Source organism: Thiomonas sp. FB-Cd (assembly GCF_000733775.1).
GTDB lineage: Bacteria > Pseudomonadota > Gammaproteobacteria > Burkholderiales > Burkholderiaceae_C > Thiomonas_A.
Genome location: NZ_JPOE01000002.1, coordinates 163,833 through 185,910, shown reverse-complemented (window position 1 = coordinate 185,910; position 22,078 = coordinate 163,833). Strand labels below are relative to the sequence as shown.

Sequence of the window (22,078 nt, the reverse complement as noted above, 5' to 3'; positions counted from 1 at the left end):
ATGGGTGTCAATCCGCGATCAGACGTCGCAGTGAATCGGGAAGTGGTGCGCCTTTTCGAAGGGCGTAATCAATCCACACCGTTTTGGCGCCGCCACTGGCGTACACGGTTGCGAGATCGTCGCTGCGCCGAAGCTCGTAATACGTGTCAAAGCTGCTACGCCCGGCGTTGGCCACAAACATGCGCACAGCAACATTGCCTGGGTGGCGCAACTCTTGATGGAAGTTGCAAAAAGCGTTGACCACGACTGGTCCCTGCCCTTGCGGAGCCGCCCCCAAGCTTAGGCTGGTCAACCAATCCAGGCGGGCGATCTCCATGTAGCGGAAGTACACGGTGTTATTGACGTGGCCCATCGCGTCCATGTCGCCCCAGCGGATGGGAACGGTGGCCTCGAAGACCCACTTTTTGTGTTCGGGCAGGGTTAGGCGCATGAAGTCGCTCCACCAAGCCTCAAGCACCGAAGCCATCGTCGGCAGCAATCACCGCGCCGTTAACGAAGTCACTCTGCCCGCTGGCCAGCATCAAGAGCACGGCGTCGAGGTCTTCGGGTTTGCCCACGCGCTTGCGCGGCAGCATCTGGATCAACTTCTGGCCAGCGTCGGTCTGCCAATGGCTGTGGTTGATCTCGGTGTCGATGTACCCGGGGCAAATGGCGTTGGTGTTGATGCCGAAACGCCCCCATTCCAGAGCCATCGCGCGCGTCATGTGCACCACCGCGGCCTTGGTCATCGCGTACACGCCGATCTGCGGCAGCACTCGCAGCCCCGCCATGGAGGCGACGTTGATGATGCGCCCCCCGGCCCAAGTGCCAGGCGCAGCCCCCTGGGAGCGGGCGATCATGCGCTTGGCAATCTCCTGCGCGACGAAGAACGCCCCACGCGTATTGGTATCGAACATGCGGTCGTAGTCGTCCGGCGTGATGTCGGTCAGTTTGCGAGCCACCGACATGCCTGAGTTGTTGACCAAAATGTCGATGTTGCCCATCTCGGTCTCCGCGTGCGCCACGGCCGATCCGATGCTGGCGATATCCGTCACGTCAAGCCGTACGACGTGAGCGTCGCCGCCTTCGGCCTCGATACGCGCGCGCAACTCCTTCAACCTCTCCGTGCGCCGCGCCGCCAGCACCACGCCGGCGCCGGCCTGCGCCAAAGCGCGGGCAAATTGCCAACCTAGGCCGCTGGATGCGCCCGTGACCAAGGCCACCCGGCCTGATAAGTCGATTGTGTAAGCCATGCGTCGTGCCTCCCGTTGAGCGTCTATCGCCGCCGGAGAATGGGCGGCAATGCGATCGATCCTGTGCATGGTACGAGCGATGCGGCGCCGCAACAACGCCGCCACGCGAAGTTCGCGCCGGCCGTTCGTACGGCTTTTATGCCGAATGCCCACGCAAAGCTCCGCTTTGCCGATAATGGCAGCATGTCCGAACGCACCATTCCCATCCTCGACCATCGGTACGCCTCCACCGTACCGCGCGTACCCGCGAATCAAAAGGCTCCCGTGGGCCTTTTGGCCGACAGACTTGGGCGGCCGTTACACGACCTGCGCATCTCGATCACAGACCGCTGCAACTTTCGCTGCACCTACTGCATGCCGAAGGACGTGTTTAGCGCGCACTATGAGTTCCTGCGCCACGCGGAGCTTCTGCGTTTCGAGGAAATCGACCGGCTCGCCCGTATCTTCGTGAATCTTGGAGTGCGCAAGCTGCGCATCACAGGAGGCGAGCCTCTGTTGCGCAGGGGCGTGGAGGATTTGGTCGCAATGCTGGCGAAAATCCGCACACCGGGTGGCAGTCCCGTGGAGCTGACGATGACCACGAACGGCTCCATCTTGGCTCGCAAGGCCCAGGCGCTGGCTCAGGCAGGGCTTTCCCGAATCACGGTCAGTCTCGACGCGCTGGATGATGCCGTCTTTCGCCGCATGAATGACATGGACTTCCCTGTGCGCGCGGTTCTCGACGGCATAGACGCGGCTCAGGCCGCGGGGCTACGCCCAGTCAAGGTCAACATGGTGGTGCAGCGCGGCGTCAATGATGACCAGATCCTGCCCATGGTCGATCATTTCCGGTCGAAGGGCGTGGTGCTGCGCTTCATCGAGTTTATGGACGTGGGCAACACCAACCACTGGCGTATGGACCAAGTGCTGCCTTCAAGCGAAGTGCTTGCGCGTATCGCTGCGCGTCATCCCATGCATGCACTGGATCCCAGTGTGCAGGGAGAAACCGCCGAGCGGTGGATGCTCGATGACGGAAGTCTGGAAATTGGCGCCATCTCCAGCGTGACCCACGCATTCTGCCGCGATTGCAACCGCGCCAGATTGTCGATGGAGGGCAAACTTTATCTTTGCCTGTTTGCCACGCACGGTCATGACCTGCGGGCACTTCTGCGCGGCGACGCCGCCCAGGGGATCGTCGCGGTGAGTGATGAGAATCTGGCGGCGGCTGTGGCCCAGGTCTGGGGCGTGCGCGAAGACCGCTATTCGGAATTGCGGGGCACACCTGCTGCCGAAGCCTTGCGGGGGGAACGCCGGGTGGAAATGTCCTACATCGGGGGCTGACCCCCACGCCAGCCACCAGGTTTTGATCGCACTGCCGTGAGTAATCGTGAACACTCCAGGGACCCCTTCCGCCCCGTGCTGCCGGGCTTGGAGGTTGTGATCGCCCGCTGGCTGATTCCAGCCTATTTTGCTGGTGTCATACTGCCCGCCTTCGGCGCCTTGTGGATGCACCTGACACGGGCCCCCGGGCCCTTGGATATGGCCCAGGAAAAGTCGCTGCAAGTCGTGGATCTGATGGCCGTGGGGTTGGCCCTATTCGACGCCACATTCGTGTTCACCGTGGCTTTGGGCTGCCTAATCGTCACACTGATGAAGGCGCGCCCACGTTATGCAGACTCCATGCGGCCGCCCGCTGCTTGAGACGCCGTGAGCCTTTCGACTTGCATTGCTTGTTCCCAAGAGACGTCGTGCGCTGATTCAGCCGATCGCCGCCCAGCCGGCCGCGCTTGAGAACCGACGTAATATAGCCAGCGAAGCGCGTAGCCGCGCCGCAGTTCGCCGCCCCGGAGCCGACCATGACCGATCCGATCGCCCCGACATCCATCACTGGTCTCATCCTCGCTGGCGGCCGCGGATCGCGCATGGGCGGCCAAGACAAGGGGCTGCAGCCGTTTCGTGGACTACCGCTGGCGATGCATGCGCTGCTGCGTCTGCAACCGCAAGTGGGCACGGTGCTGATTAACGCCAACCGCAACCTTGCCGCCTACGAAGCCTTCGGCGTACCGGTCTGGCCCGACGCGGACCCGGGCGAGTATGCGGGCCCGCTGGCTGGTTTCTCTACTGGTCTTGCCCACTGTGAAACGCCTTATTTGCTCACCGTGCCTTGCGATTGCCCACAATTTCCGATGAGCCTCGCGCGTGGCCTTGCCAACGGCCTCAATGCTGCCTCGGCCCAGGTCGCCATGGCACGCGCCGGCGGGCGCACGCAGCCGGTGTTCTGCCTATTGCAAGCGGCGCTCCTCGAGAATCTGACTGCGTTTCTCGATACCGGCGGCAGGAAGATCGATGCCTGGACCGCCACCCTGCGCACAGTCCAGGTCGATTTTGATGACACTGAAGCATTCGAAAACGTCAACTCGATATCCGAGCTACGCGCCTTGGAACAGACAACGCTCCCCACGCGTGGTGCGACCCGCTGAGCCGAACGCCATGACCGAAGATTCCGCACCCACGGCCGCTGCCCTTGAACCCGATCTTGCTCAAATCATCAGTTGCGTTGGCGGCTACGACCCCAAAGCCCTGCCCGTAGCGATGGCAAAGGAAGTTATCGGCCGCTTCGTGCAGCCCTTGCGCGTGGCCGAACGCGTGGATCTTCGCGCCGCCCTAGGTCGCGTGTTGGCCGAGGACGTGGTTGCTCCGATGGATGTGCCTGCGCATGACAACTCGGGCATGGACGGCTATGCGCTGCACGGGGCCGACCTCGGAGCCGATGGCGCCGCAGTCCTGCGGGTGGTGGGCAAAGGGCTCGCAGGGCACGAATTCACGGGAGCTGTGCCTGCCGGAACCTGTGTTCGCATCATGACCGGCGCCGTGCTTCCGGGTGGATGTGACACCGTCGTGCCTCAGGAATTTTGCCAAGTCGTCGGCGATGCGGTGCATATTCCGCCAGGCGTACTCAAGCAAGGTGACAACGCCCGCAAACGGGGAGAGGACCTTCGCGCCGGTCAACCTTCGGTGTCCAGCGGAAGGCTTCTGCGCCCGGCCGATATCGGTCTCATTGCCTCGCTCGGCCAAGCGGAGGTCATGGTGTGGCGCCGACTTCGCGTAGCCTTTCTGTCAAGCGGCGACGAGTTGCGCTCCATAGGCCAGCCACAGGAGCCCGGCAGCGTTTACGACAGCAACCGCTATACCCTGTGGGCCATGCTCCAGCGTTTGGGATGCGAGGTCCTTGACTTGGGCGTGGTGCGGGATGATCCCGCATTACTGGAAAGCGCGCTGCGTCTCGCAACCGAAAATGCGGACGCCGTGATCACCTCCGGAGGGGTGAGCGTGGGCGAGGCCGATTACATGCGGCAAATCATGGCCAAACTTGGTGATGTGGCATTCTGGCGCATCGCCATGCGCCCAGGCCGGCCAATGGCCTTTGGCCGCATCGCAAGCCGCGGCCATAACGCGGTGCTTTTCGGCCTTCCGGGAAACCCAGTGGCCGTCATGGTCACGTTCTATCACTTCGTTCGCGATGCTCTCCTTCACATGATGGGCGCCAAGGCGAAAAGTCTGCCGCTTCTACCCGTGGTGGCACAGGCCGACTTGCGCAAGCGCCCCGGGCGAACTGAATTCCAGCGCGCTGTGATTCACCCCCTGCCCGACGGCCGCTACAGCGCTCGCATCACCGGTGACCAAGGCTCTGGAATTCTGCGCTCCATGAGCGAAGCCGACGGATTCCTCGTGTTGCATCACGATCAAGGCAGCGTACGAGCGGGCGAGATGGTTGACTTTCTGCCATTTGAGGGGTTGGTGTAACTGTGCCGACGTGGCACAACACGGTCAAAACAGCTTGTTGATAAGGTCTTCGCCCAGTCCGATTCCCGCACCCATTTCCATGGCTTGGCCAAAGCCGGATCCGAGAAAACCGCTGAGGGCACCCATCAGTCCCCCCGTTCCACCAGGCCGACCAAAGGCCGGCGGGGCGGCATTCTGCCCCATCGCCTGCGGCACGTAGCCACCTTGCATAGCGGCTGGCATGGCCTGAAGCTGGGTCTGCTGGTTCTGCCACATCGCGTGAATGGCTTGAAGCAGCTGGGTCATTTGTTGCTGCTGGGCCTGGACCGTCAACGCCACCTCCCGCAGGTCAAGCAGCCATTCGCGTGCGTCGGAGTTGCCGCCTTGCGACGCAGCCTGCAACTTGCCTGCGAGGGCCTGCAGTTCCTGCGCGATGGATTGATCCTGTGCCTGCACTTGCTGGTAAAACTGGTCGATCGTCTGGGTATCCATGGTGCCTTCACAGCGTGAGAAAGTGATGCCTGGATTGTGCGGCCGCGTGCGCGCATGACAAGGGGCTGGCATCGTAAGCAAAGGTAAACGCATCGGCCAGACTTTGCAGTCAGACCTTGAATGCGGGGTGTCGCGACGTAGCCACGCCCCTAAGATGCGCAAATCACCCTACACACCTTCAACAGCATCGCGCAAATGTGCGGCATCGCAGGCCTACTGAACTTCCGACACCCGCCCGATTTGGAGCGCGTACGCAGCATGATCGCCCGCCTGCGCCACCGCGGTCCGGATGCACAGGGCTTTCACGCCGAGGGACCCGTCGCGCTTGGCCATGCGCGCCTTTCAATCATTGATTTGGATGGCGGCGCACAGCCCATGTCCAGTGCCGACGGTGCGGTCTGGGTGAGCTTCAACGGAGAGATTTTTAATCATGTGGAGCTGCGCGCATCGTTGGAGCGGCATGGGCATCGCTTTGCCACGCGCTCGGACACCGAGGTTATCGTGCAGGCCTATCTGGCGTATGGGGATTCCTGCGTGCACCACCTCAACGGCCAATTCGCCTTTGCGCTGTGGGATGCAAATCGTCAGCGCCTACTTTTGGCGCGTGACCGTGTAGGCATTCGCCCACTGTTTTTCACGCGCACAGGGAGTCAGCTCGCCTTTGCCTCAGAAGTGAAGGCGTTGTTCGCCCTACCGGGCGTACCACGCCGGTTAAACGCGCAGGGCCTTGGCGAGATTTTCACGACCTGGGCACCGTTGCCAGCAAACACCATCTTCGAAGGCGTGTCCAACCTGGGCCCCGGTGAGTGCATGGCAGTCGATGCGGGAGGTTCACGCACTTGGCGCTATTGGGATTGGAGCTTTCCCTGCGAGTCCGGGGTCGAGCCCTATGCCAGCGCCGACCACGCAGCCGAGGCGCTGCGCGAGCTGCTGATTGACAGCGTGCGCCTACAACTGCGAGCCGATGTGCCCGTTGGGGCGTATCTCAGCGGTGGACTTGATTCAGCGATCGTCGCCACCCTTGTGCGCCGGTTTACCGGCGCTCCCCTGCGCACCTTTTCCCTCACCTTCGACGACGCCGAGTTCGATGAAAGCGCCGAGCAGCGCATCCTTGTTGATCACCTCGGCTGTGAACACACCACCTTGCGCTGCACGCGCGCGGATATTGCCGCAGCACTGCCGCAAGCTGTATGGCATGCGGAATCGCCCATCCTGCGCTCTGCCCCAGTACCCATGATGCTGCTGGCTGCGCATGTCCGTGCAAGCGGCTATAAGGTGGTCCTCACCGGAGAGGGCGCCGACGAAGTGTTCGGCGGCTACGACCTGTTCAAGGAGGCAAGAGTCCGTCGCTTTATGGCCAGGAAGCCGCAATCGGCTTGGCGCGGGGCGCTGCTAGAACGACTCTACCCCTACCTGCGTCACTCCCCTGCGGCAAGCCGGACGCTGGCACAGCGCTTTTTTGCCGACGGTGCGGAACATTTGGACGAGCCAGGGTTTGGCCACCTGCCCCGCTGGAACACGACGCAGCGCACTTGGCAATTCCTTGCTCCCGACGTGCGTGCGCAACTGGGAGATTGGAGCGCACTGCACGCCATCGCGGCCCAGGTCCCGCCGGATTTCCAGCGCTGGCAACCGTTGGCCCAAGATCAGTACATCGAGGCTCACACACTGATGAGTGGCTACCTTCTGTGCTCCCAGGGCGACCGGATGGCCATGGCTCATTCTGTCGAAGGGCGTTTTCCGTTCCTCGACCACCGGCTCATTGCCTTCGGCAACCGGTTGCCGCCGCGCTACAAGCTCATGGGGCTGACCGAAAAATGGTTACTCAAACGCGCGGTGCGCGGGCTCATTCCCGAGGTGATCCGCACCCGCACAAAGCAGCCCTACCGCGCGCCCGACAGCCAGAGTTTTTTCGAGAATGGTGAGCCCGTTGATTATGTGGCCGATTTGATGAGCTCCAGGGCGATTAGCGACGCCGGCTATTTCGACCCCAAGGCGGTAGATAAGCTGTTTGCCAAATGCCGGGCCGGGCGCGCCATCGGCTTTGCCGACAACATGGCCTTCATCGGCGTGCTGTCAACAATGCTTCTCCACAGCCAATTTATGGACACGTCGATCCCGCAAACGCGGGACGAAAAAATGCCCGCCCTGTCATAGCCGCGTTTGCATAATATGAAGTCCACGTTTTCAGTTGACTTCCATCCTGTGCTGCTCCACGATTTTTTTTCAGCCACCGCCGCGCGCCTTGCCGCGAAAACGGCACTCGTGTGCCAAGGCCGGCGCAGCAGTTACGCGGATATCGCTGCGCGGGCCGGAGGTCTCATGGTCAGTCTGCGTGCGCAAGGGCTGTCGCGCGGTGACAGGGTCGCCTTGTTTCTCGACAACTCGGAGGACATGGTTGCGGCGATATTTGCCGTACTGCAGGTTGGCGCCGTGTTCATGCCCGTCAATACGCTAACCAAGGCTGACAAGCTCGCCTACATGCTGAACGATGCTGGCGCAAGCGGGCTGATCACGCAAACCGCGCTAGCGCCGGTCGTGCGTGATGCCCTTTCCCACGCACCCGGCGTTCGTGCATGCTGGACGGTTGGTGCTGCAGAGAGATCCACATTCAACGGCACCGAGCTCCTAAGCTACCCTCCTGCGCTGCCGGCCGGCGAAGCCCTTCCCGCGCCTGACCGCAACACGATCGACCAGGATCTGGCCGCCATCATTTACACCTCTGGATCCACTGGCCACCCCAAGGGGGTGATGCTTACGCACCTGAACATGGTGTCTGCTCAGGAGTCCGTCAGCCAGTATCTGGGCCTTCGGGAAAACGACGTCATCGCCTGCGCGCTGCCTCTGGCATTCGACTACGGCCTTTACCAGATCCTCATGGCCTTCAAGCTCGGCGCCACCGTGGTCCTTGATCGCTCATTCACTTACCCTGTGCATGTGCTACAGACCATGGCGCGCGAGCGAGTCACGGTGTTCCCCGGTGTCCCCACCATGTTCGCGTTGCTCATGGCGCTTGACAACCTGGCTGATTTTGACCTCTCCCACCTGCGCCTGATTACAAACACCGCCGCCGCCCTGTCCGAAACCCAGATTCGCCGCATCCGCGCACTCTTTCCGCAAGCCCTTCTTTACTCAATGTACGGCTTGACCGAATGCAAGCGGGTGACCTACCTGCCCCCCGAACAACTTGACATCCGCCCAACAAGTGTCGGGCGCGGAATGCCAAACGAAGAGGTATGGCTGGTGGACGAGGCCGGCACACGGCTACCCAATGGCAGCACCGGTGAACTGGTCGTGCGAGGCAGCCACGTGATGCGTGGCTATTGGAACAAACCCACAGAGACCGCTGAGCGTCTGCGCCCCGGACCTAGTGCATTCGAGACCGTGCTGTACTCCGGTGACATCTTTCGCACCGATGCAGAGGGCTGGCTCTATTTTGTGGGGCGTAGGGACGACATCATCAAGAGCCGTGGCGAGAAAGTTAGCCCACGCGAGGTTGAAAACGTTCTTTATGAATTGCCAGGCATAGTTGAAGTCGCTGTGGTGGGGGTCGACGACGCCTTGCTTGGACAAGCCGTGAAAGCCTTCATCGTCCTCGTACCTGGTAGCACCTACAGCGAGCGCGACGTGTTGAAGCATTGCCACACGCGCCTGGAGAGCTTCATGGTCCCAAAGCGCGTGGAGTTCGTGGATAGCCTGCCACACACGAACACCGGAAAAATCAAGAAAATCGGACTTCGCTAGGCCTTTGCGGCAAGCGAGGCGCAATGATCCACGATTGGGAGAAACAACTATGAGCGACGTCAAAGAGCAGGTCCGACGCTATATCGACGACAACTTCATCATGGGTTCGGGCTCTGAGCAGTTCTCGGATGCGGATTCGCTGCTCGATCTACACATCGTCGACTCCACCGGCATCCTCGAACTTATCCTGTTCCTTGAGGAGTGCTTTGGCATTCAGGTGCAGGATGCGGAAATGGTTCCGGAAAACCTCGACAGTCTCGAAGCCATTGCCGCCTATGTAGGGCGTAAGCGCCACGCGCAGCTTGCAGCATGACCAGGCAACTTCCCCAGCGTGGGTGCCAAGACGCAAAGCGCGCGGTCACTTCAGTGCCAGCTGCAGCTCAAACCGAGGGGGCGCCGAGCCAGGTCTCGATTAGCCCGGCCGTATTTGATCTGGACTACGAGCTTGAGGTCGAACGCATCACTGCTTTCATGCGGCGCGCCCTCGCAGGCATGCACAAGCGCGGCGTCGTGCTGGGCCTTTCGGGTGGGGTGGACAGTTCCGTGTGCGCTGCGCTTGCTGCACGCGCACTCGGTCCCAATAAGGTGCTGGGCCTGTTGATGCCGGAACAAGACTCCAGTTGCCAGAGCACAAGTCTTGGTGCCGCTGTAGGCGCGCACCTCGGTCTTCGCTGTGAAACCGAAGACATCGCACCGGCGTTGACGGCCTTGGGCTGTTATGCCCGGCGCGACGAAGCGATCCGATCCTTGTTTCCTGCGTATGACTCCGATTGGAAAAACAAGATCGTCATTGCAAGCAGCAAAGACGGCAAGGTCCATTTCTTTGATCTCGTCGTCCAGGATCCAGAAGGAGTGACGGCGCGTGCGCGACTGCCGCTGCGTGAATACCTTCAAATTGTTGCTGCAACCAACTTCAAGCAGCGCGTGCGCAAGACGGTCGAGTACTACCATGCCGACCGCCTCAACTACGCCGTCCTGGGTACGCCCAACCGACTCGAATTCGACCAGGGTTTCTTCGTGAAGAATGGCGATGGCGCGGCGGATCTCAAGCCCATTGCTCACCTTTACAAGACCCAAATTTACGCCCTTGCGCGGCATCTGTGCCTGCCCGAGTCCGTGTGCACCGCCACGCCCACTACGGATACATACAGCTTGCCGCAGGGCCAGGATGAATTTTATTTTGCCCTGCCTTGGGCGCGGATGGATTTGGCGCTTTGGGCCCGCAATGAAGGCCTGCCTGCGGGGCAACTCGCGCAAGCACTGGGATTGTCGACCGTTCAGGCCGAACAGATCTACGCGGACATCGACGCCAAGCGGCGAAGCACGCATTACCTGCACCAACCCGCGCAACTGGTTGAGCCCATCCTCACCTCGGCAACGCACTCCACATCGTGAACATCAGCGCCCCAGCATCCATGCTCACGCAGGCCGAGAGCGAGCACCTGTCAGATGAGAGCCGCAGGCGCTTCGCCGAGCGGTACTTGCAGTTGGAGCAAGCGCTGCACGCGCTGCCCGATAAACCCGAGGAAACCCCCAATGCGGCCTTGCGTGCGCTATGGCATCTTGCAGCCGGAACCGCCTTGTCTGCAGCGCAGGCGACGGAGCGCAGCTTGCCAAACCTCAATTCCGAGCAATTGGCAACCCTGGATGCGCTGATCACCCAGCGCTTGCAGGGCATGCCATTGGCGTACATCACCGGCCGCCAGCGCTTCATGAACTTGGATCTTTTGGCAAGCCCGCAAGCACTCATCCCCCGGCGAGAAACCGAGATGCTGGGCCTGGCGGCTTTGGCCCGCCAACGGGAACTTCTCGCCATGAATGGCCGCGTGCGCATCGTCGACGTATGCTGCGGATCGGGCAACCTCGCCCTCGCGTTGGCGCACGCGGACCCGCGAGCGCATGTGCATGCAGCCGATCTCTCGTTGGACGCATTGGAACTCGCACGCAACAACACCTCGCTTCTGGGCCTGGCACCACAGGTGAGCTTCCACCATGGAGACCTCCTTTCGCCGTTCGATACACCCGACTACCATGGGCGCATCGACATGGTGATATCAGCTCCGCCATACATCTCTACGGCCAAGGTGGACACCCTTCCTTCCGAGATCATTGGCTATGAACCAACTCTGGCCTTCGACGGCGGCCCGTTCGGCGTCGGCATCTTGATGCGCCTGATGCGGGAATCCCCCGCATTGCTCCGCGCGGGCGGCTGGTTGGGTATGGAAGTTGGCCTAGGCCAAGGCGCCGCCATGCTTCAACTGCTGCGCAAGAACTTCGAATTCGACCGGGTGGACACCGTCTGCGACACAGACGGCAACATTCGCGTCTTGATGGCCCGCCGGCGCACGCCGGCAAATGCCAGCGTTTCAAGCTGTGCCTGAGCAGCCAGGGCAAGAGCGCTACCGGGTTGAGGCGGCAAACCTCGACGCGGAGGCCCAGGAGATCGTCGGCCTCTGGTCAGACAATCTCGGGCACCCCGAGCGCCGTGCCACCAAACTCGACTGGTTCTATCGTTGCAACCCTGTGCGCCGTGCCGAAATCTTCCTGCTTCGTGACGTGTGCCAGCCGCGAGCCGTCGGAGTAACGGGGCTCGCATGCCGACAGCTTCGCATAGGCGAGCATCTGGTCGAAGCGGGGCTCATGGCGGATTTCGCAGTCGACGCACACCACCGCACCCTGTTTCCGGCTCTGACCCTTCAACGCAGCGTATTGCAGCTAGGGCTGAGGCAATATGGTCTGCTGTATGGTTTCCCAAACCCCAAATCGCTGCCCGTTGTCAGGCGGGCCGGCTATGAGGTGTTGAGGGGAATGTCGCGCTACGTTCGCGTGCTGCGCACCCGCGACTACCTTCCGCGCTGGTTGCCCGCTGGCACACGCGTGGTGGCAGGTCAAGCACTCGATATGCTGCTGCGCTTACGCCATGGCTTGCTGCCCCGACTGTTTCAGCCGGGGTCATATTCGGCGGCTTGGGTTGACCAACCCGATGCTCGTTTCAACGCTTTGTGGGCGACGCGACCAGGCAACGACCGGCAAGTCATGGGCATACGCGACCGCGCTTTTCTGGCGTGGCGGTTTGCACCCAAACCATGGCACCGCTACCGGTTTTTCGTGGTGAGCAAACCCGCAACAGACCAAATCCTCGGATACGCGGTGTGTGAATCTGATGGCGGAGTGTTGCACGTTCGTGATCTTCTGGCGGCGGGCCCCGAAGGCCGAAACCTGCCCATACTCTTGCGCGCGCTGATGCGGGAGGCACGGATCCAGGGCCATCGCAGCGTCTCGCTGGAGTTCATGTGCCCAGCCGAAACCGTGAAGATTCTGACCCGTGCCGGGCTGCGTGAACGCGAACACTCCAGCCAACCGATGATTCTCGCAACCTCGAAGGAATTCACCCTGGACTTGCAGCCATATGCGTGGTACCTAACGCGCGCGGATGTCGACGAGTAACCGCATTGCTCCCGCGCCCACACGCACGCGTGCAGATCACTCCGCGCCCTACTCCTTGGCGTGATTGATCGAGTACTTGGGAATTTCGATCGTGACGTCCTTATCGCTCAGGATGGCCTGACACGATAGGCGTGATGTCGGCTCAAGACCCCAAGCGCGGTCCAGCAAATCGTCCTCACACTCATCAGGCTCCCCCAACGAGGCGTAACCCTCGCGAACGATCACATGACAGGTTGTGCAGGCGCACGACATCTCGCAGGCATGCTCGATTGGAATATCGTGCTCGAGCAGCGCCTCGCACACGGAGGTGCCGCGCTCGGCCTCAACCCTTGCGCCTTCTGGGCAATACTCATGGTGCGGCAAAACGGTGATCACGGGCATGGATTTAAGGCTCGTTAGGGGCCGCCTGGTCAAGCGCGTGTGTCTCACCGGCCAAGCTGGAAACGCTTTTCCCGGCTAAAGCGCGGCGGATACTGCGGTTCATGCGCTGCGCAGCGAAAGATTCGGTCACGTGCGCCAGCTGTTCGATCGCGCTGCGAATGGCAAGATGGTCCTCGCCGCGGGAAGCTTGGGCGACGCTCGCCATCGCCGCATGGATACGATCCAGCTCCTCCGCGCTCAGCAAATCCGAGTCGGCGCGCATGGCATTGCGGGTGGCGTCGAGCAAGCGTTCGGCATCCACTTGCTCCTCGTGCAGCGCACGCTGTGCGGCATCCCGACCCGCCGCGGCAAAGCTCGCTTGCAGCATGTCAGCAATTTGCGCATCGCTCAAGCCATAACTCGGCTTGACCTCCACCTTTGCCTGCACACCAGTGCTTTGCTCGCGTGCGCTGACTTCCAACAACCCATCGGCGTCGACCTGAAACGTGACGAGGACCCGTGCGGCGCCCGCCGTCATTGGTGGAATGCCGCGCAGTTCAAAACGCGCAAGCGACCGGCAATCGGCGACCAACTCGCGTTCCCCCTGCACGACGTGAATGGACATCGCTGTCTGCCCATCCTTGAATGTTGTGAACTCCTGCGCACGCGCAGTCGGGATCGTGGTGTTACGCGGAATGATGCGCTCGACCAACCCCCCCATTGTTTCGAGGCAAAGCGACAGCGGAATGACGTCAAGCAGCAGCGGGTCTTCTTCGCTGTGATTGCCAGCCAGCGCATGTGCCTGGCGCGCCGCACCCACAGCCACAACCTCATCTGGATTGAGATCAACCATGGGCTCGCGCCCAAAGAATCGGCGCACGGCTTGGCGCACCACTGGCATCCGCGTCGAACCTCCCACGAGCACGATCCCCGCGATGTCCGGGGGGCTAACCTGAGCGTCGCCTAACACCTGATGCAACAGCGCAATCGTGCGCTCTGTCAGCCCTTGGGTACACCGCGCGAAATCCTCTTGCGTGATCGTCTGGGCCACACGTTCGCCGGACGGCAGCCCCACGTCGACGCGGACCGTGTCCTGGCTGCTGAGTTTCTCCTTGGCATTTCGCGCGACGCTCAGCAGTGCCGCTCGCGCATGAGGATCAAGGGTTGAAAGGCCACTCTTCGTCGCAATCTCGGCTGCCAGCAAAGCGTCGTAGTCGTCCCCTCCCAGGAAGGTGTCGCCACCGGTAGCCATGACTTCAAAGACGCCGCGCGTGAGGCGCAGAACCGATATGTCAAATGTGCCGCCACCCAGATCGTATACAGCGTACACACCCTCGGCAGCATCATCCAATCCATAGGCGACGGCGGCTGCCGTCGGCTCGTTAATCAGGCGCAACACATTGATCCCGGCTAGGCGCGCGGCATCCTTGGTTGCCTGACGCTGCGCGTCGTCAAAATACGCGGGCACGGTCACCACAGCTCCGACGATATCAGTGCCGAGCGCATCTTCAGCGCGCTGCCTGAGCACGCGCAGGATATCGGCCGAGACATCCACCGGTGTCTTTACCCCCCGGACCGTTTGGATTCCCACCATCCCGGGCTGCTCGGCGAATCGATAGGGAAGATGCATGGCCGGGCTAAGATCGGCAAGACTGCGGCCCATCAGCCGCTTTGCCGATACGACTGTGCCCTGCGGGTCCGCGGTTTTTGCTGCCAGCGCCTCCCAGCCAACCGTGGGCGCACCCTCTGCGTGGTAGCGCACAGCCGATGGCAGCAAGACGCGACCCTGCGCATCAGGCAGGCACTCAGCCACACCACTGCGCACGACGGCGACGAGTGAATGCGTGGTGCCAAGATCAATGCCGATGGCCACCCGCCTCTGATGCGGATCGGGGGACTGGCCGGGTTCAGAAATTTGGAGGAGAGGCATGCAGCAAAAAGCGCCCTTTCTGAGCGCGTTGAATGGGCAACTCAGGTTGCCGATATAAACGACTGGCTTGCAGCTCGAGGCTGCAACGGCGCCAGACTTTGGCGGAATTTATCCACAAACATTAACACCCGCACGAGCGTTGCCGCCTCGCGTGTAGCTTGGTCCTGCCGCACGACTGTTGCCGGGCCAGCGCCCTCTGCGTCGAGAAGCGCGGCCAAACGTGACAATGCCTGCTCGCGCGCCTGCTCCACCATCTCCGCCAGCGCGTGCATGGCATTCGCGTCCTCTGCAGAGCGTGCCTCGTCCAACTCTTCGCGCCATTGGAGTTGCTGCATCAAGAAGTCGGCGGGCATCGCGGTATTGCGCTCGGCGTCAATCGGGACACCGCGCAGCTCGCAAAGATAGGCAGCGCGTGCCTGCGGATCCAGCAGCGTGCGGTAGGCCGTATTGACCTGAGTCGACCATTGCATGGCGAGACGCCGTTCAGCAGCACCAGCGCCCGCAAAGCGATCTGGATGCACCGCAGCCTGCAAGCGCCGCCACGAGCGGGTCAACGCTTCGACATCGATCGAGAATCGCGCTTGAAGCCCAAAGAGGCTGAAATGATCCTGGCGCAAATCGGCTCGATCCTGCACCTCATGTTTGGGACTCAACGACATGCGCGAAGCGGCTTGTGAAACGGCACCCAAGCTCAAACCCTGAACGATTCGCCACAACCGCAACGATCGCGCTCATTGGGGTTATTGAACTTGAAGCCTTGCTGCAGACCCTCGCGCACGAAGTCCAGTTCCGTGCCGTCAAGGTAGGTCAGGCTCTTGGGGTCAATCAAGACCTTTACCCCATAACTCTCGAAAACTTGATCCTCCGGGCTGACCACATCTGCGTACTCCAACTTGTAGGCGAGCCCTGAGCAACCGGTTGTCTTCACCCCCAGACGCACGCCCACACCCTTACCACGCTGGGCAAGGTAGTTCGCTACATGCTTTGCTGCGCTTTCGGTCAACGTAATGGGCATGCCATGACTCCTCGATCAAATGACGGCTCAAGCCGCCTTGGGTTCGGAATCGCCAGCACTGGACGCTGTCTCAGCCCGGCGCATTTGGTAATCCTTTACGGCGGCCTTGATGGCGTCTTCAGCGAGGATGGAACAGTGAATCTTCACGGGGGGCAGCGCCAACTCCTCGGCGATCTGCGTATTACGAATCTGCAGCGCGTCATCCAGCGTTTTGCCCTTGACCCATTCGGTGACGAGGGAAGAGGAGGCAATCGCGGAACCGCACCCATAGGTCTTGAAGCGTGCGTCCTCGATGATGCCTTGCGCGTTGACCTTGATCTGCAATTTCATCACATCGCCGCACGCTGGTGCACCGACCATTCCGGTGCCCACCATGGGGTCGTCTTTGGAAAAAGAGCCCACATTGCGGGGATTTTCGTAATGCTCAATGACTTTGTCGCTATAGGCCATGATGATCTCCTGAAGTGCGTTCCGCGCCGCGCTGAGCCGCGGCTCTGGTTGGTGGCTCTAGTGCGCCGCCCATTGAATCGTGCTGATATCGATGCCGTCCTGGTGCATCTCCCACAAGGGCGAGAGCTCGCGCAGCTTGGTCACTTTCTCCTTGAGCACGCTGATCGCAAAATCGATATCTTCAGCGGTCGTGAAGCGGCCTATCGTCATGCGCAACGACGAATGCGCAAGCTCGTCGCTGCGTCCCAAGGCCCGCAGAACGTAAGACGGCTCCAGGCTGGCCGATGTACAGGCCGAGCCGCTGGACACGGCAATCCCCTTGATTGCCATGATCAGCGACTCACCTTCCACGAAATTGAAGCTTGCGTTGACGTTATGCGGCACACGGTGCTCGAGGTTGCCATTGATATAGACCTCCTCAATATCCATGATGCCTTCGAGAAGACGCCTTTGCAGCATGCGAATGCGTTCGATTTCAGTACCCATCTCCAGCTTGGCGAGCCGATACGCCTCGCCCATGCCAACGATCTGGTGCGTGGGCAATGTGCCCGAACGCATACCACGCTCGTGGCCGCCACCATGCATCTGCGCCTCAATGCGCACGCGCGGTTTGCGGCGCACGAACAGCGCGCCAATGCCCTTGGGGCCGTACGTTTTATGTGAGGCCAAGCTCATCAGGTCCACTGGCCAATTTTTGAGGTCGATGGTGACCTTCCCGGTCGCCTGCGCGGCATCCACGTGAAAGATGATGTTGCGCTGCCGGCAGATCGCACCGATCGCATGAACATCCTGGATCACGCCAATCTCGTTGTTTACCAATAACACCGAGGCCAGGATGGTGTCCGGGCGCAGCGCTGCTGTAAAGCTGGCGATGTCCAGCATCCCGTCAGGCTGCACGTCGACGTAGGTGACCTCGAAACCCTGGCGTTCGAGTTCGCGGCAGGTGTCCAGCACTGCCTTGTGCTCTGTTTTTAGCGTGACGATGTGTTTCCCGCGAGCCTGGTAAAAATGTGCTGCACCTTTGAGCGCCAAGTTGATCGACTCCGTGGCGCCTGAAGTCCATACCAATTCTTTGGGATCACAGTTCACCAGATCCGCAACCTGAGCACGAGCCTTTTCCACTGCATCTTCGGCCTCCCACCCCCACGCGTGGCTTCGTGATGCAGGGTTGCCGAAGTGCTCGCGCAACCAAGGAACCATTGCGTCGACGACGCGTGGATCGACAGGCGTGGTTGCGCCGTAGTCCATATAAATAGGGAAATGCGGAGTGCTCGACATGGTTCAGACTCGTGAATGAGGTGGCATGGAAGGACCGATTGGCGACAAGGGCGTAGCGATACGCCCCTGCTCTCCAGGGCGCTCACCCCATGTTCTGGGCTAGATTGAACACGGAATTTGGCGCACGTACTTTTACAGGCTTGCTTGCCGGCATGGGCGACACGGGTTTACGCACCACGGCTACTTCCTCGATGGTCACACCCTGTGCCAGATTCTGGTCGACCATGGTCTTCAGGTTGACAGAATCCAGAAACTCCACCATGCGCGTGTTCAGCGCCGCCCAAAGGTCATGCGTCATGCAACGACCTTCGCCATCCTCGCCGTGACAATTTTCCTTGCCTCCGCACTGCGTGGCGTCGAGCGGCTCGTCCACGGCGATAATGACGTCGGCGATGCTGATCTCTTCAGGTTTACGGGCCAAACTGTATCCACCGCCTGGGCCGCGAACCGAATCGACCAACTCATGCCGGCGCAGCTTGCCGAAAAGCTGCTCCAGGTAAGAGAGGGAAATATGCTGGCGCTGGCTGATGCTGGCCAGAGTAACGGGTCCGAGATGCTGACGCATGGCCACGTCGATCATGGCGGTCACCGCAAATCGCCCCTTTGTTGTCAGTCGCATGATGATCTCCAAGTGTAGAAGCGGATGACCGTCACAGCCGCCAAATCGGCTGGCACGCACCCACTCAATACTTGACGAATTCAGTAGGATTCTAGCAGAACCCTGAGTGAAACCGTCAACTACTAAGACATTTTGTCTAGGACAAACTGCATTGCTTTCTGTACCTCACCTTTCTTCTTGTGGTGAGACCCGTTTGAAAACCCCTAGTTCCGCTCAGGATTTCAGGTTTTTTCAAACCCTTGTTTTGACACAGTTTTCTTCCGGATACCGCGACTCAACGACACATCATCAATGGCTCCATATGTCCTTCAGGTTGCGTTTGGCCCCTCCCTGACATTCGGCTTCGGTCTTTTTAGCGATTACAGGCGACAATTACGGCCAATCAACTTGAAATTTCAATGCGTCTGACCCTGAGACAACTTGATGTAATGGTCGCGATCGCTCGCGCTGGCAGCACGACCGAGGCGGGCAGACAGCTTTCGTTGTCGCAGTCCGCAGTGAGCGCGGCTCTTGCTGAACTCGAATTGCAACTTGGCACCCGCGTGTTCGACCGCGTGGGCAAACGCGTGGTCCTCAATGACTCCGGTCGCCTGTTGCTACCGCGCGCGCTTGCCCTTCTGGACCAGATCCGAGAAGTCGAAACGCTGTTTGTCGACGGGGCCGCAGCCTTGCGGGTGAGCGCCAGTACCACGATCGGCAACTACCTCATGCCTGCCGTTCTGGGAGCCTATCAACGACTGTGGCCCCAAGCGGAATTCCAGCTTGAGGTCAGCAACACGCAGGACGTGATCAAGGCCGTGGCCGATTATGAGGTGGATATCGGGTTTATCGAGGGTGCCTGCCACCACGATGAACTTGAGGTCTGCCCCTGGGTGACCGACAGACTGGTTGTCGTGGCCGCCCCCACCCACGCGCTCGCCAAGGAGCATGCCACGTTGGCGCAACTGGGTGCAGCGCGGTGGATCCTGCGCGAACCTGGATCAGGCACGCGCGAGACTGTCGAAGCGCTATTGCTGCCGCACGTCCAGCGATTCGGATCGACCATGCATCTCGGCAACTCCGAAGCCATCAAGCATGCCGTAGCGGAACAACTCGGCGTTAGCTGCCTGCCGTTGCGCGTCGTGCAGGATCTGCTCACCACGGGCCGACTCGTTTGCGTAGATACTCCTTTACCGATCCTGGAGCGCACCCTTTACCGCATCCATCCCAAGCGCAAGGTGTTCTCCCCTCCCCTGCAGCGGTTCATCGATCACTGCGACTCGTGGCGTGAGGCCGCGGCCTGAGCGTTCACGCGGTGCGCGTGCGCTTGGCCATTGTGTTGATCCGCCGCCCCTCCCGCATTCACTCCATTCAACGCTCCTTTCTTCTTTATGGCCCAGGAAAACCGTACTGATGTCGCGCCTCGCCTCACGTCCCTCTCTCATGGGGGCGGCTGCGGCTGCAAGGTCGCCCCGAGCGTGCTGAGCTCGATCCTGCAACAAAACCCGTTGTTTCCAGCCCCCAAGGAGCTGCTCGTCGGGATCGAGACCTCAGACGATGCGGCGGTCTATTTGCTCAATAGTGAGCAAGCCCTGATTGCGACAACGGATTTTTTTATGCCAGTTGTCGACGACGCGCGCGACTTTGGTGCCATCGCCGCCACCAATGCCATCTCTGATGTTTACGCCATGGGCGGGCGACCCATTTTGGCCTTGGCGCTTCTGGGCATGCCCATTCATGTCCTACCGTCTTCGACGATAGCTGCCATCCTTCGCGGCGGACAGGAGATCTGCGCACGCGCAGGCATACCGGTAGCAGGGGGCCATTCCATCGATTCCGTTGAGCCCATCTACGGGCTTGCAGTGCTGGGTCTGGCGCGTCCTGAACACATTCGCCGCAACCGAGACGCCCGCGCTGGTGACGTTCTGGTCCTGGGCAAGCCTTTGGGCGTAGGCGTGCTTTCGGCGGCCTTGAAAAAGGACAATCTGGGTGCCGATGCCTACCACCGCATGGTGCAGACCGCGACCCAACTCAACACCCCTGGGCCTTTGCTAGCGGAGCTTCCAGGTGTGCACGCGATCACCGACGTGACTGGCTTTGGACTCCTTGGCCACCTTCTCGAGATCTGCCGCGGCTCCGGACTGAGTGCACACGTGAACGCCGGGGACGTGCCACTGATCGCCGGTGTGCGTGATCTGGCTGCCCAAGGCATGGTGACCGGCGCCTCGAATCGCAACTGGGCAAGCTATGGCCAGGACGTGGAGTTGCGCACCGCAGACTCCCTCATGCAGGCGCTGCTGACTGATCCGCAAACCTCTGGCGGCCTTCTAGTGACATGCGAGGCAGCCGCCAGGGATGCAGTGCTGAGAATTTTTCGCGACGAGGGCTTTATGGACGCTGCCGTGATTGGCCACATGTTGGACGGCCCAGCCCGGGTGCTGGTTACCTGATCCCTTGCGGCCCGGTCGGGATCTTGAGCCCACAGCAGAGTTTCCTGCTTGCCACGAATCCCGAGGTCTCCCGCCACGGGCTTGCGGCGCTGCACCGACGGTCTGCGGTCGACACGATTGAGCCGGTTGACAAATCCGACGCATCGGATCCAGCAGACGGGTCTGTTTTGAGGGTCCGAATGCCGGTCTCCCATGTGCGTGTTGCGCGAGCGCGACCCTCAGCGCCGAAAAAAGACCGCGTCGACACGCACAACGGTGGCGGGTTGTCTTTTGAAGGACCAAACTACGCTTGCGCGACTCCAACGCGCGCGGCGGACACGCCATCGCACCCCTTTATGGAGCTCCCAACATCCTGCTCACGCGCAATGAGCATGGCCTTGCGCGCGATACCCCAGCGATAGCCAGCCAGCTCGCCGCTTTCGCGGATCACGCGGTGGCATGGAATCAAAATGGCCACGGGATTGGCTGCCACGGCTCCGGCCACCGCCCGCGCAGCGTCGGGTCGACCCAAAGCTCGCGCGAGACCGCCGTAGCTTACGAGGGCGTTTGGCGGCAATTGCATCAGCGCCTGCCACACACGCAAGCGAAAATGGCTGGCACGCACGTGCACGGCGGCGTGACCTCCCGAGTCCAGTGCACCCCGCACACGCGCCTGGAGCATCGCATCGTCGCGCGCCCAGAGGGCGTTTGGCCAAGTCGTTTGCAGACTCGCCTGAAGCTCGTGTGCTTCATCAGGCGCACCACTCCGCGCAAATTCCAACGCGCAGAATCCCAGGCCGGTCCATGCTGCGAACATGACCCCAAGCTCGGTGTGGACCATCCCGGCGGTAATGCGCATGCCTCTCCCAGCCTGTCGTGCCTGTGCAGGGGTCGCGCCTTCGGCGTGGATCAGCAGTTCGTGGGCCCGCCCCGGACCTGAGAGTCCCGCCTCCAATGCGGCGTGCAATACCGGCATATCCGCCCGCAAGGCATGCAGAAGGCGCTCCTTGGCCAGGACTTGGGCAAAACGCTTGGGACTCAATCCCACGCACGCGCTGAATTCGCGTTGAAAGTGTCCTGGACTTAAACCAACCGCGCAAGCCAAAGCGTCCAGCCGTAGTTCGTGCCCAGCGAGAACGAGCCGCTCAATGGCGGCTTGTGTGCGCTTGAGCGCGATCTGCGACACAAAGACGTCGTCGGCAGGCATGGGGGATGGGCTGTCTGGAGTGCGCATGCCATAAGCCTATGACCACATCCATCGCCCCTGCATTCCGATTCCTGCGATGAGAAGGCCCTGGCCAGCGTCTGGACCGCCCGCGACTGCTCACTCAGGGCCAGCCC

General features: G+C 61.1%; 23 protein-coding genes. 12 read left to right on the top strand and 11 right to left on the bottom strand.

Annotation, left to right across the window (positions count from 1 at the left end; genetic code table 11):
- Window positions 1-7: 7 nt before the first annotated feature.
- Both CD04_RS0100920 and CD04_RS0100915 read right to left on the bottom strand, forming a co-directional pair.
- Window positions 8-466 carry an acyl-CoA thioesterase gene (locus CD04_RS0100920; protein WP_369792760.1) on the bottom strand — a complete coding sequence of 153 codons (459 nt, stop codon included), beginning with the start codon at window positions 464-466 and terminating at the stop codon, window positions 8-10.
- Complete coding sequence (locus CD04_RS0100915) at window positions 450-1,232, bottom strand: SDR family oxidoreductase (protein ID WP_031403954.1); 783 nt, start codon at window positions 1,230-1,232, stop codon at window positions 450-452. The genes CD04_RS0100920 and CD04_RS0100915 overlap by 17 nt, the downstream gene beginning before the upstream one ends.
- Window positions 1,233-1,415: 183 nt before the next feature.
- Here CD04_RS0100915 and moaA point away from each other — a divergent pair, with 183 nt between their 5' ends.
- From moaA to glp, 4 genes are all read left to right on the top strand, one after another.
- On the top strand, window positions 1,416-2,552 hold the full coding sequence (moaA, locus tag CD04_RS0100910) for a GTP 3',8-cyclase MoaA (protein ID WP_031403953.1): 1,137 nt from the start codon (window positions 1,416-1,418) through the stop codon (window positions 2,550-2,552).
- Window positions 2,553-2,588: 36 nt separating this feature from the next.
- Window positions 2,589-2,912 (top strand): hypothetical protein, encoded by a 324-nt coding sequence (locus tag CD04_RS0100905; protein WP_156030012.1) that lies wholly within the window; start codon window positions 2,589-2,591, stop codon window positions 2,910-2,912.
- Between the two features lie 155 nt (window positions 2,913-3,067).
- Window positions 3,068-3,691 (top strand): molybdenum cofactor guanylyltransferase MobA, encoded by a 624-nt coding sequence (gene mobA, locus CD04_RS0100900; RefSeq protein WP_031403951.1) that lies wholly within the window; start codon window positions 3,068-3,070, stop codon window positions 3,689-3,691.
- 10 nt (window positions 3,692-3,701) lie between these two features.
- On the top strand, window positions 3,702-5,015 hold the full coding sequence (gene glp / locus CD04_RS0100895; protein ID WP_031403950.1) for a gephyrin-like molybdotransferase Glp: 1,314 nt from the start codon (window positions 3,702-3,704) through the stop codon (window positions 5,013-5,015).
- A 24-nt stretch (window positions 5,016-5,039) separates the two neighbouring features.
- On the opposite strand, the gene CD04_RS0100890 is transcribed toward glp, so the two are convergent.
- Entirely contained in the window at window positions 5,040-5,486 is a 447-nt protein-coding gene (locus CD04_RS0100890) for a hypothetical protein (RefSeq protein WP_031403949.1), read from the bottom strand.
- 195 nt (window positions 5,487-5,681) lie between these two features.
- Between CD04_RS0100890 and asnB the strand changes: the two genes are divergently transcribed.
- From asnB to CD04_RS0100860, 6 genes are read left to right on the top strand one after another with little or no spacing between them, the layout of a single operon-like run.
- Window positions 5,682-7,643: an asparagine synthase (glutamine-hydrolyzing) gene (gene asnB, locus CD04_RS0100885; RefSeq protein ID WP_038167376.1), complete on the top strand. Its 1,962-nt coding sequence runs from the start codon at window positions 5,682-5,684 to the stop codon at window positions 7,641-7,643.
- Between the two features lie 15 nt (window positions 7,644-7,658).
- Window positions 7,659-9,230, top strand: coding sequence for a class I adenylate-forming enzyme family protein (locus tag CD04_RS0100880; protein WP_231480414.1), 1,572 nt, complete (start codon window positions 7,659-7,661; stop codon window positions 9,228-9,230).
- Between the two features lie 49 nt (window positions 9,231-9,279).
- Entirely contained in the window at window positions 9,280-9,543 is a 264-nt protein-coding gene (locus CD04_RS0100875) for an acyl carrier protein (RefSeq protein ID WP_031403946.1), read from the top strand.
- A complete protein-coding gene (gene nadE / locus CD04_RS0100870; RefSeq protein WP_081857740.1) occupies window positions 9,540-10,625 on the top strand; it encodes an NAD(+) synthase in 1,086 nt (361 codons plus the stop codon). Before CD04_RS0100875 ends, nadE begins: the two co-directional genes overlap by 4 nt.
- Window positions 10,622-11,611: a peptide chain release factor N(5)-glutamine methyltransferase gene (gene prmC / locus CD04_RS0100865; protein ID WP_231480413.1), complete on the top strand. Its 990-nt coding sequence runs from the start codon at window positions 10,622-10,624 to the stop codon at window positions 11,609-11,611. Before nadE ends, prmC begins: the two co-directional genes overlap by 4 nt.
- Window positions 11,586-12,677, top strand: a complete 1,092-nt coding sequence (locus CD04_RS0100860) for a hypothetical protein (protein WP_051848834.1) — start codon at window positions 11,586-11,588, stop codon at window positions 12,675-12,677. Before prmC ends, CD04_RS0100860 begins: the two co-directional genes overlap by 26 nt.
- A gap of 48 nt (window positions 12,678-12,725) precedes the next feature.
- On the opposite strand, the gene fdx is transcribed toward CD04_RS0100860, so the two are convergent.
- The 7 genes from fdx to iscR all read right to left on the bottom strand — a co-directional run bounded on the left by fdx (window position 12,726) and on the right by iscR (window position 18,329).
- Complete coding sequence (gene fdx / locus CD04_RS0100855) at window positions 12,726-13,058, bottom strand: ISC system 2Fe-2S type ferredoxin (RefSeq protein ID WP_031403942.1); 333 nt, start codon at window positions 13,056-13,058, stop codon at window positions 12,726-12,728.
- 4 nt (window positions 13,059-13,062) lie between these two features.
- Complete coding sequence (hscA, locus tag CD04_RS0100850) at window positions 13,063-14,967, bottom strand: Fe-S protein assembly chaperone HscA (protein WP_051848833.1); 1,905 nt, start codon at window positions 14,965-14,967, stop codon at window positions 13,063-13,065.
- Window positions 14,968-15,008: 41 nt separating this feature from the next.
- Complete coding sequence (gene hscB, locus CD04_RS0100845; RefSeq protein ID WP_051848832.1) at window positions 15,009-15,626, bottom strand: Fe-S protein assembly co-chaperone HscB; 618 nt, start codon at window positions 15,624-15,626, stop codon at window positions 15,009-15,011.
- A 32-nt stretch (window positions 15,627-15,658) separates the two neighbouring features.
- On the bottom strand, window positions 15,659-15,982 hold the full coding sequence (gene iscA / locus CD04_RS0100840; protein WP_031403939.1) for an iron-sulfur cluster assembly protein IscA: 324 nt from the start codon (window positions 15,980-15,982) through the stop codon (window positions 15,659-15,661).
- Between the two features lie 27 nt (window positions 15,983-16,009).
- Window positions 16,010-16,432, bottom strand: coding sequence for a Fe-S cluster assembly scaffold IscU (gene iscU / locus CD04_RS0100835; protein ID WP_031403938.1), 423 nt, complete (start codon window positions 16,430-16,432; stop codon window positions 16,010-16,012).
- 57 nt (window positions 16,433-16,489) lie between these two features.
- Window positions 16,490-17,710, bottom strand: coding sequence for an IscS subfamily cysteine desulfurase (locus CD04_RS0100830; protein WP_031403937.1), 1,221 nt, complete (start codon window positions 17,708-17,710; stop codon window positions 16,490-16,492).
- Between the two features lie 82 nt (window positions 17,711-17,792).
- Window positions 17,793-18,329, bottom strand: coding sequence for a Fe-S cluster assembly transcriptional regulator IscR (gene iscR, locus CD04_RS0100825; RefSeq protein ID WP_031403936.1), 537 nt, complete (start codon window positions 18,327-18,329; stop codon window positions 17,793-17,795).
- Between the two features lie 398 nt (window positions 18,330-18,727).
- On the opposite strand from iscR, the gene CD04_RS0100820 reads away from it, so the two are divergent.
- Both CD04_RS0100820 and selD read left to right on the top strand, forming a co-directional pair.
- On the top strand, window positions 18,728-19,612 hold the full coding sequence (locus CD04_RS0100820) for a LysR family transcriptional regulator (protein WP_031403935.1): 885 nt from the start codon (window positions 18,728-18,730) through the stop codon (window positions 19,610-19,612).
- Window positions 19,613-19,699: 87 nt separating this feature from the next.
- Window positions 19,700-20,758: a selenide, water dikinase SelD gene (gene selD / locus CD04_RS0100815; protein ID WP_031403934.1), complete on the top strand. Its 1,059-nt coding sequence runs from the start codon at window positions 19,700-19,702 to the stop codon at window positions 20,756-20,758.
- 283 nt (window positions 20,759-21,041) lie between these two features.
- Here the strand turns inward: selD and CD04_RS0100810 are convergent, their stop codons facing one another.
- Window positions 21,042-21,971, bottom strand: coding sequence for a methylated-DNA--[protein]-cysteine S-methyltransferase (locus tag CD04_RS0100810; protein WP_081857739.1), 930 nt, complete (start codon window positions 21,969-21,971; stop codon window positions 21,042-21,044).
- Window positions 21,972-22,078 lie beyond the last annotated feature (107 nt).

Excerpts from the sequence above, each read along its gene's own strand:
- CD04_RS0100920 (WP_369792760.1), bottom strand. The coding sequence starts at position 466 with ATGGCTTCGGTGCTTGAGGCTTGGTGGAGCGACTTCATGCGCCTAACC.
- CD04_RS0100915 (WP_031403954.1), bottom strand. The coding sequence starts at position 1,232 with ATGGCTTACACAATCGACTTATCAGGCCGGGTGGCCTTGGTCACGGGC.
- moaA (WP_031403953.1), top strand. The coding sequence starts at position 1,416 with ATGTCCGAACGCACCATTCCCATCCTCGACCATCGGTACGCCTCCACC.
- mobA (WP_031403951.1), top strand. The coding sequence starts at position 3,068 with ATGACCGATCCGATCGCCCCGACATCCATCACTGGTCTCATCCTCGCT.
- glp (WP_031403950.1), top strand. The coding sequence starts at position 3,702 with ATGACCGAAGATTCCGCACCCACGGCCGCTGCCCTTGAACCCGATCTT.
- CD04_RS0100890 (WP_031403949.1), bottom strand. The coding sequence starts at position 5,486 with ATGGATACCCAGACGATCGACCAGTTTTACCAGCAAGTGCAGGCACAG.
- asnB (WP_038167376.1), top strand. The coding sequence starts at position 5,682 with ATGTGCGGCATCGCAGGCCTACTGAACTTCCGACACCCGCCCGATTTG.
- CD04_RS0100880 (WP_231480414.1), top strand. The coding sequence starts at position 7,659 with ATGAAGTCCACGTTTTCAGTTGACTTCCATCCTGTGCTGCTCCACGAT.
- CD04_RS0100875 (WP_031403946.1), top strand. The coding sequence starts at position 9,280 with ATGAGCGACGTCAAAGAGCAGGTCCGACGCTATATCGACGACAACTTC.
- nadE (WP_081857740.1), top strand. The coding sequence starts at position 9,540 with ATGACCAGGCAACTTCCCCAGCGTGGGTGCCAAGACGCAAAGCGCGCG.
- CD04_RS0100860 (WP_051848834.1), top strand. The coding sequence starts at position 11,586 with ATGCCAGCGTTTCAAGCTGTGCCTGAGCAGCCAGGGCAAGAGCGCTAC.
- fdx (WP_031403942.1), bottom strand. The coding sequence starts at position 13,058 with ATGCCCGTGATCACCGTTTTGCCGCACCATGAGTATTGCCCAGAAGGC.
- hscA (WP_051848833.1), bottom strand. The coding sequence starts at position 14,967 with ATGCCTCTCCTCCAAATTTCTGAACCCGGCCAGTCCCCCGATCCGCAT.
- hscB (WP_051848832.1), bottom strand. The coding sequence starts at position 15,626 with ATGTCGTTGAGTCCCAAACATGAGGTGCAGGATCGAGCCGATTTGCGC.
- iscA (WP_031403939.1), bottom strand. The coding sequence starts at position 15,982 with ATGCCCATTACGTTGACCGAAAGCGCAGCAAAGCATGTAGCGAACTAC.
- iscU (WP_031403938.1), bottom strand. The coding sequence starts at position 16,432 with ATGGCCTATAGCGACAAAGTCATTGAGCATTACGAAAATCCCCGCAAT.
- CD04_RS0100830 (WP_031403937.1), bottom strand. The coding sequence starts at position 17,710 with ATGTCGAGCACTCCGCATTTCCCTATTTATATGGACTACGGCGCAACC.
- iscR (WP_031403936.1), bottom strand. The coding sequence starts at position 18,329 with ATGCGACTGACAACAAAGGGGCGATTTGCGGTGACCGCCATGATCGAC.
- CD04_RS0100820 (WP_031403935.1), top strand. The coding sequence starts at position 18,728 with ATGCGTCTGACCCTGAGACAACTTGATGTAATGGTCGCGATCGCTCGC.
- selD (WP_031403934.1), top strand. The coding sequence starts at position 19,700 with ATGGCCCAGGAAAACCGTACTGATGTCGCGCCTCGCCTCACGTCCCTC.
- CD04_RS0100810 (WP_081857739.1), bottom strand. The coding sequence starts at position 21,971 with ATGCGCACTCCAGACAGCCCATCCCCCATGCCTGCCGACGACGTCTTT.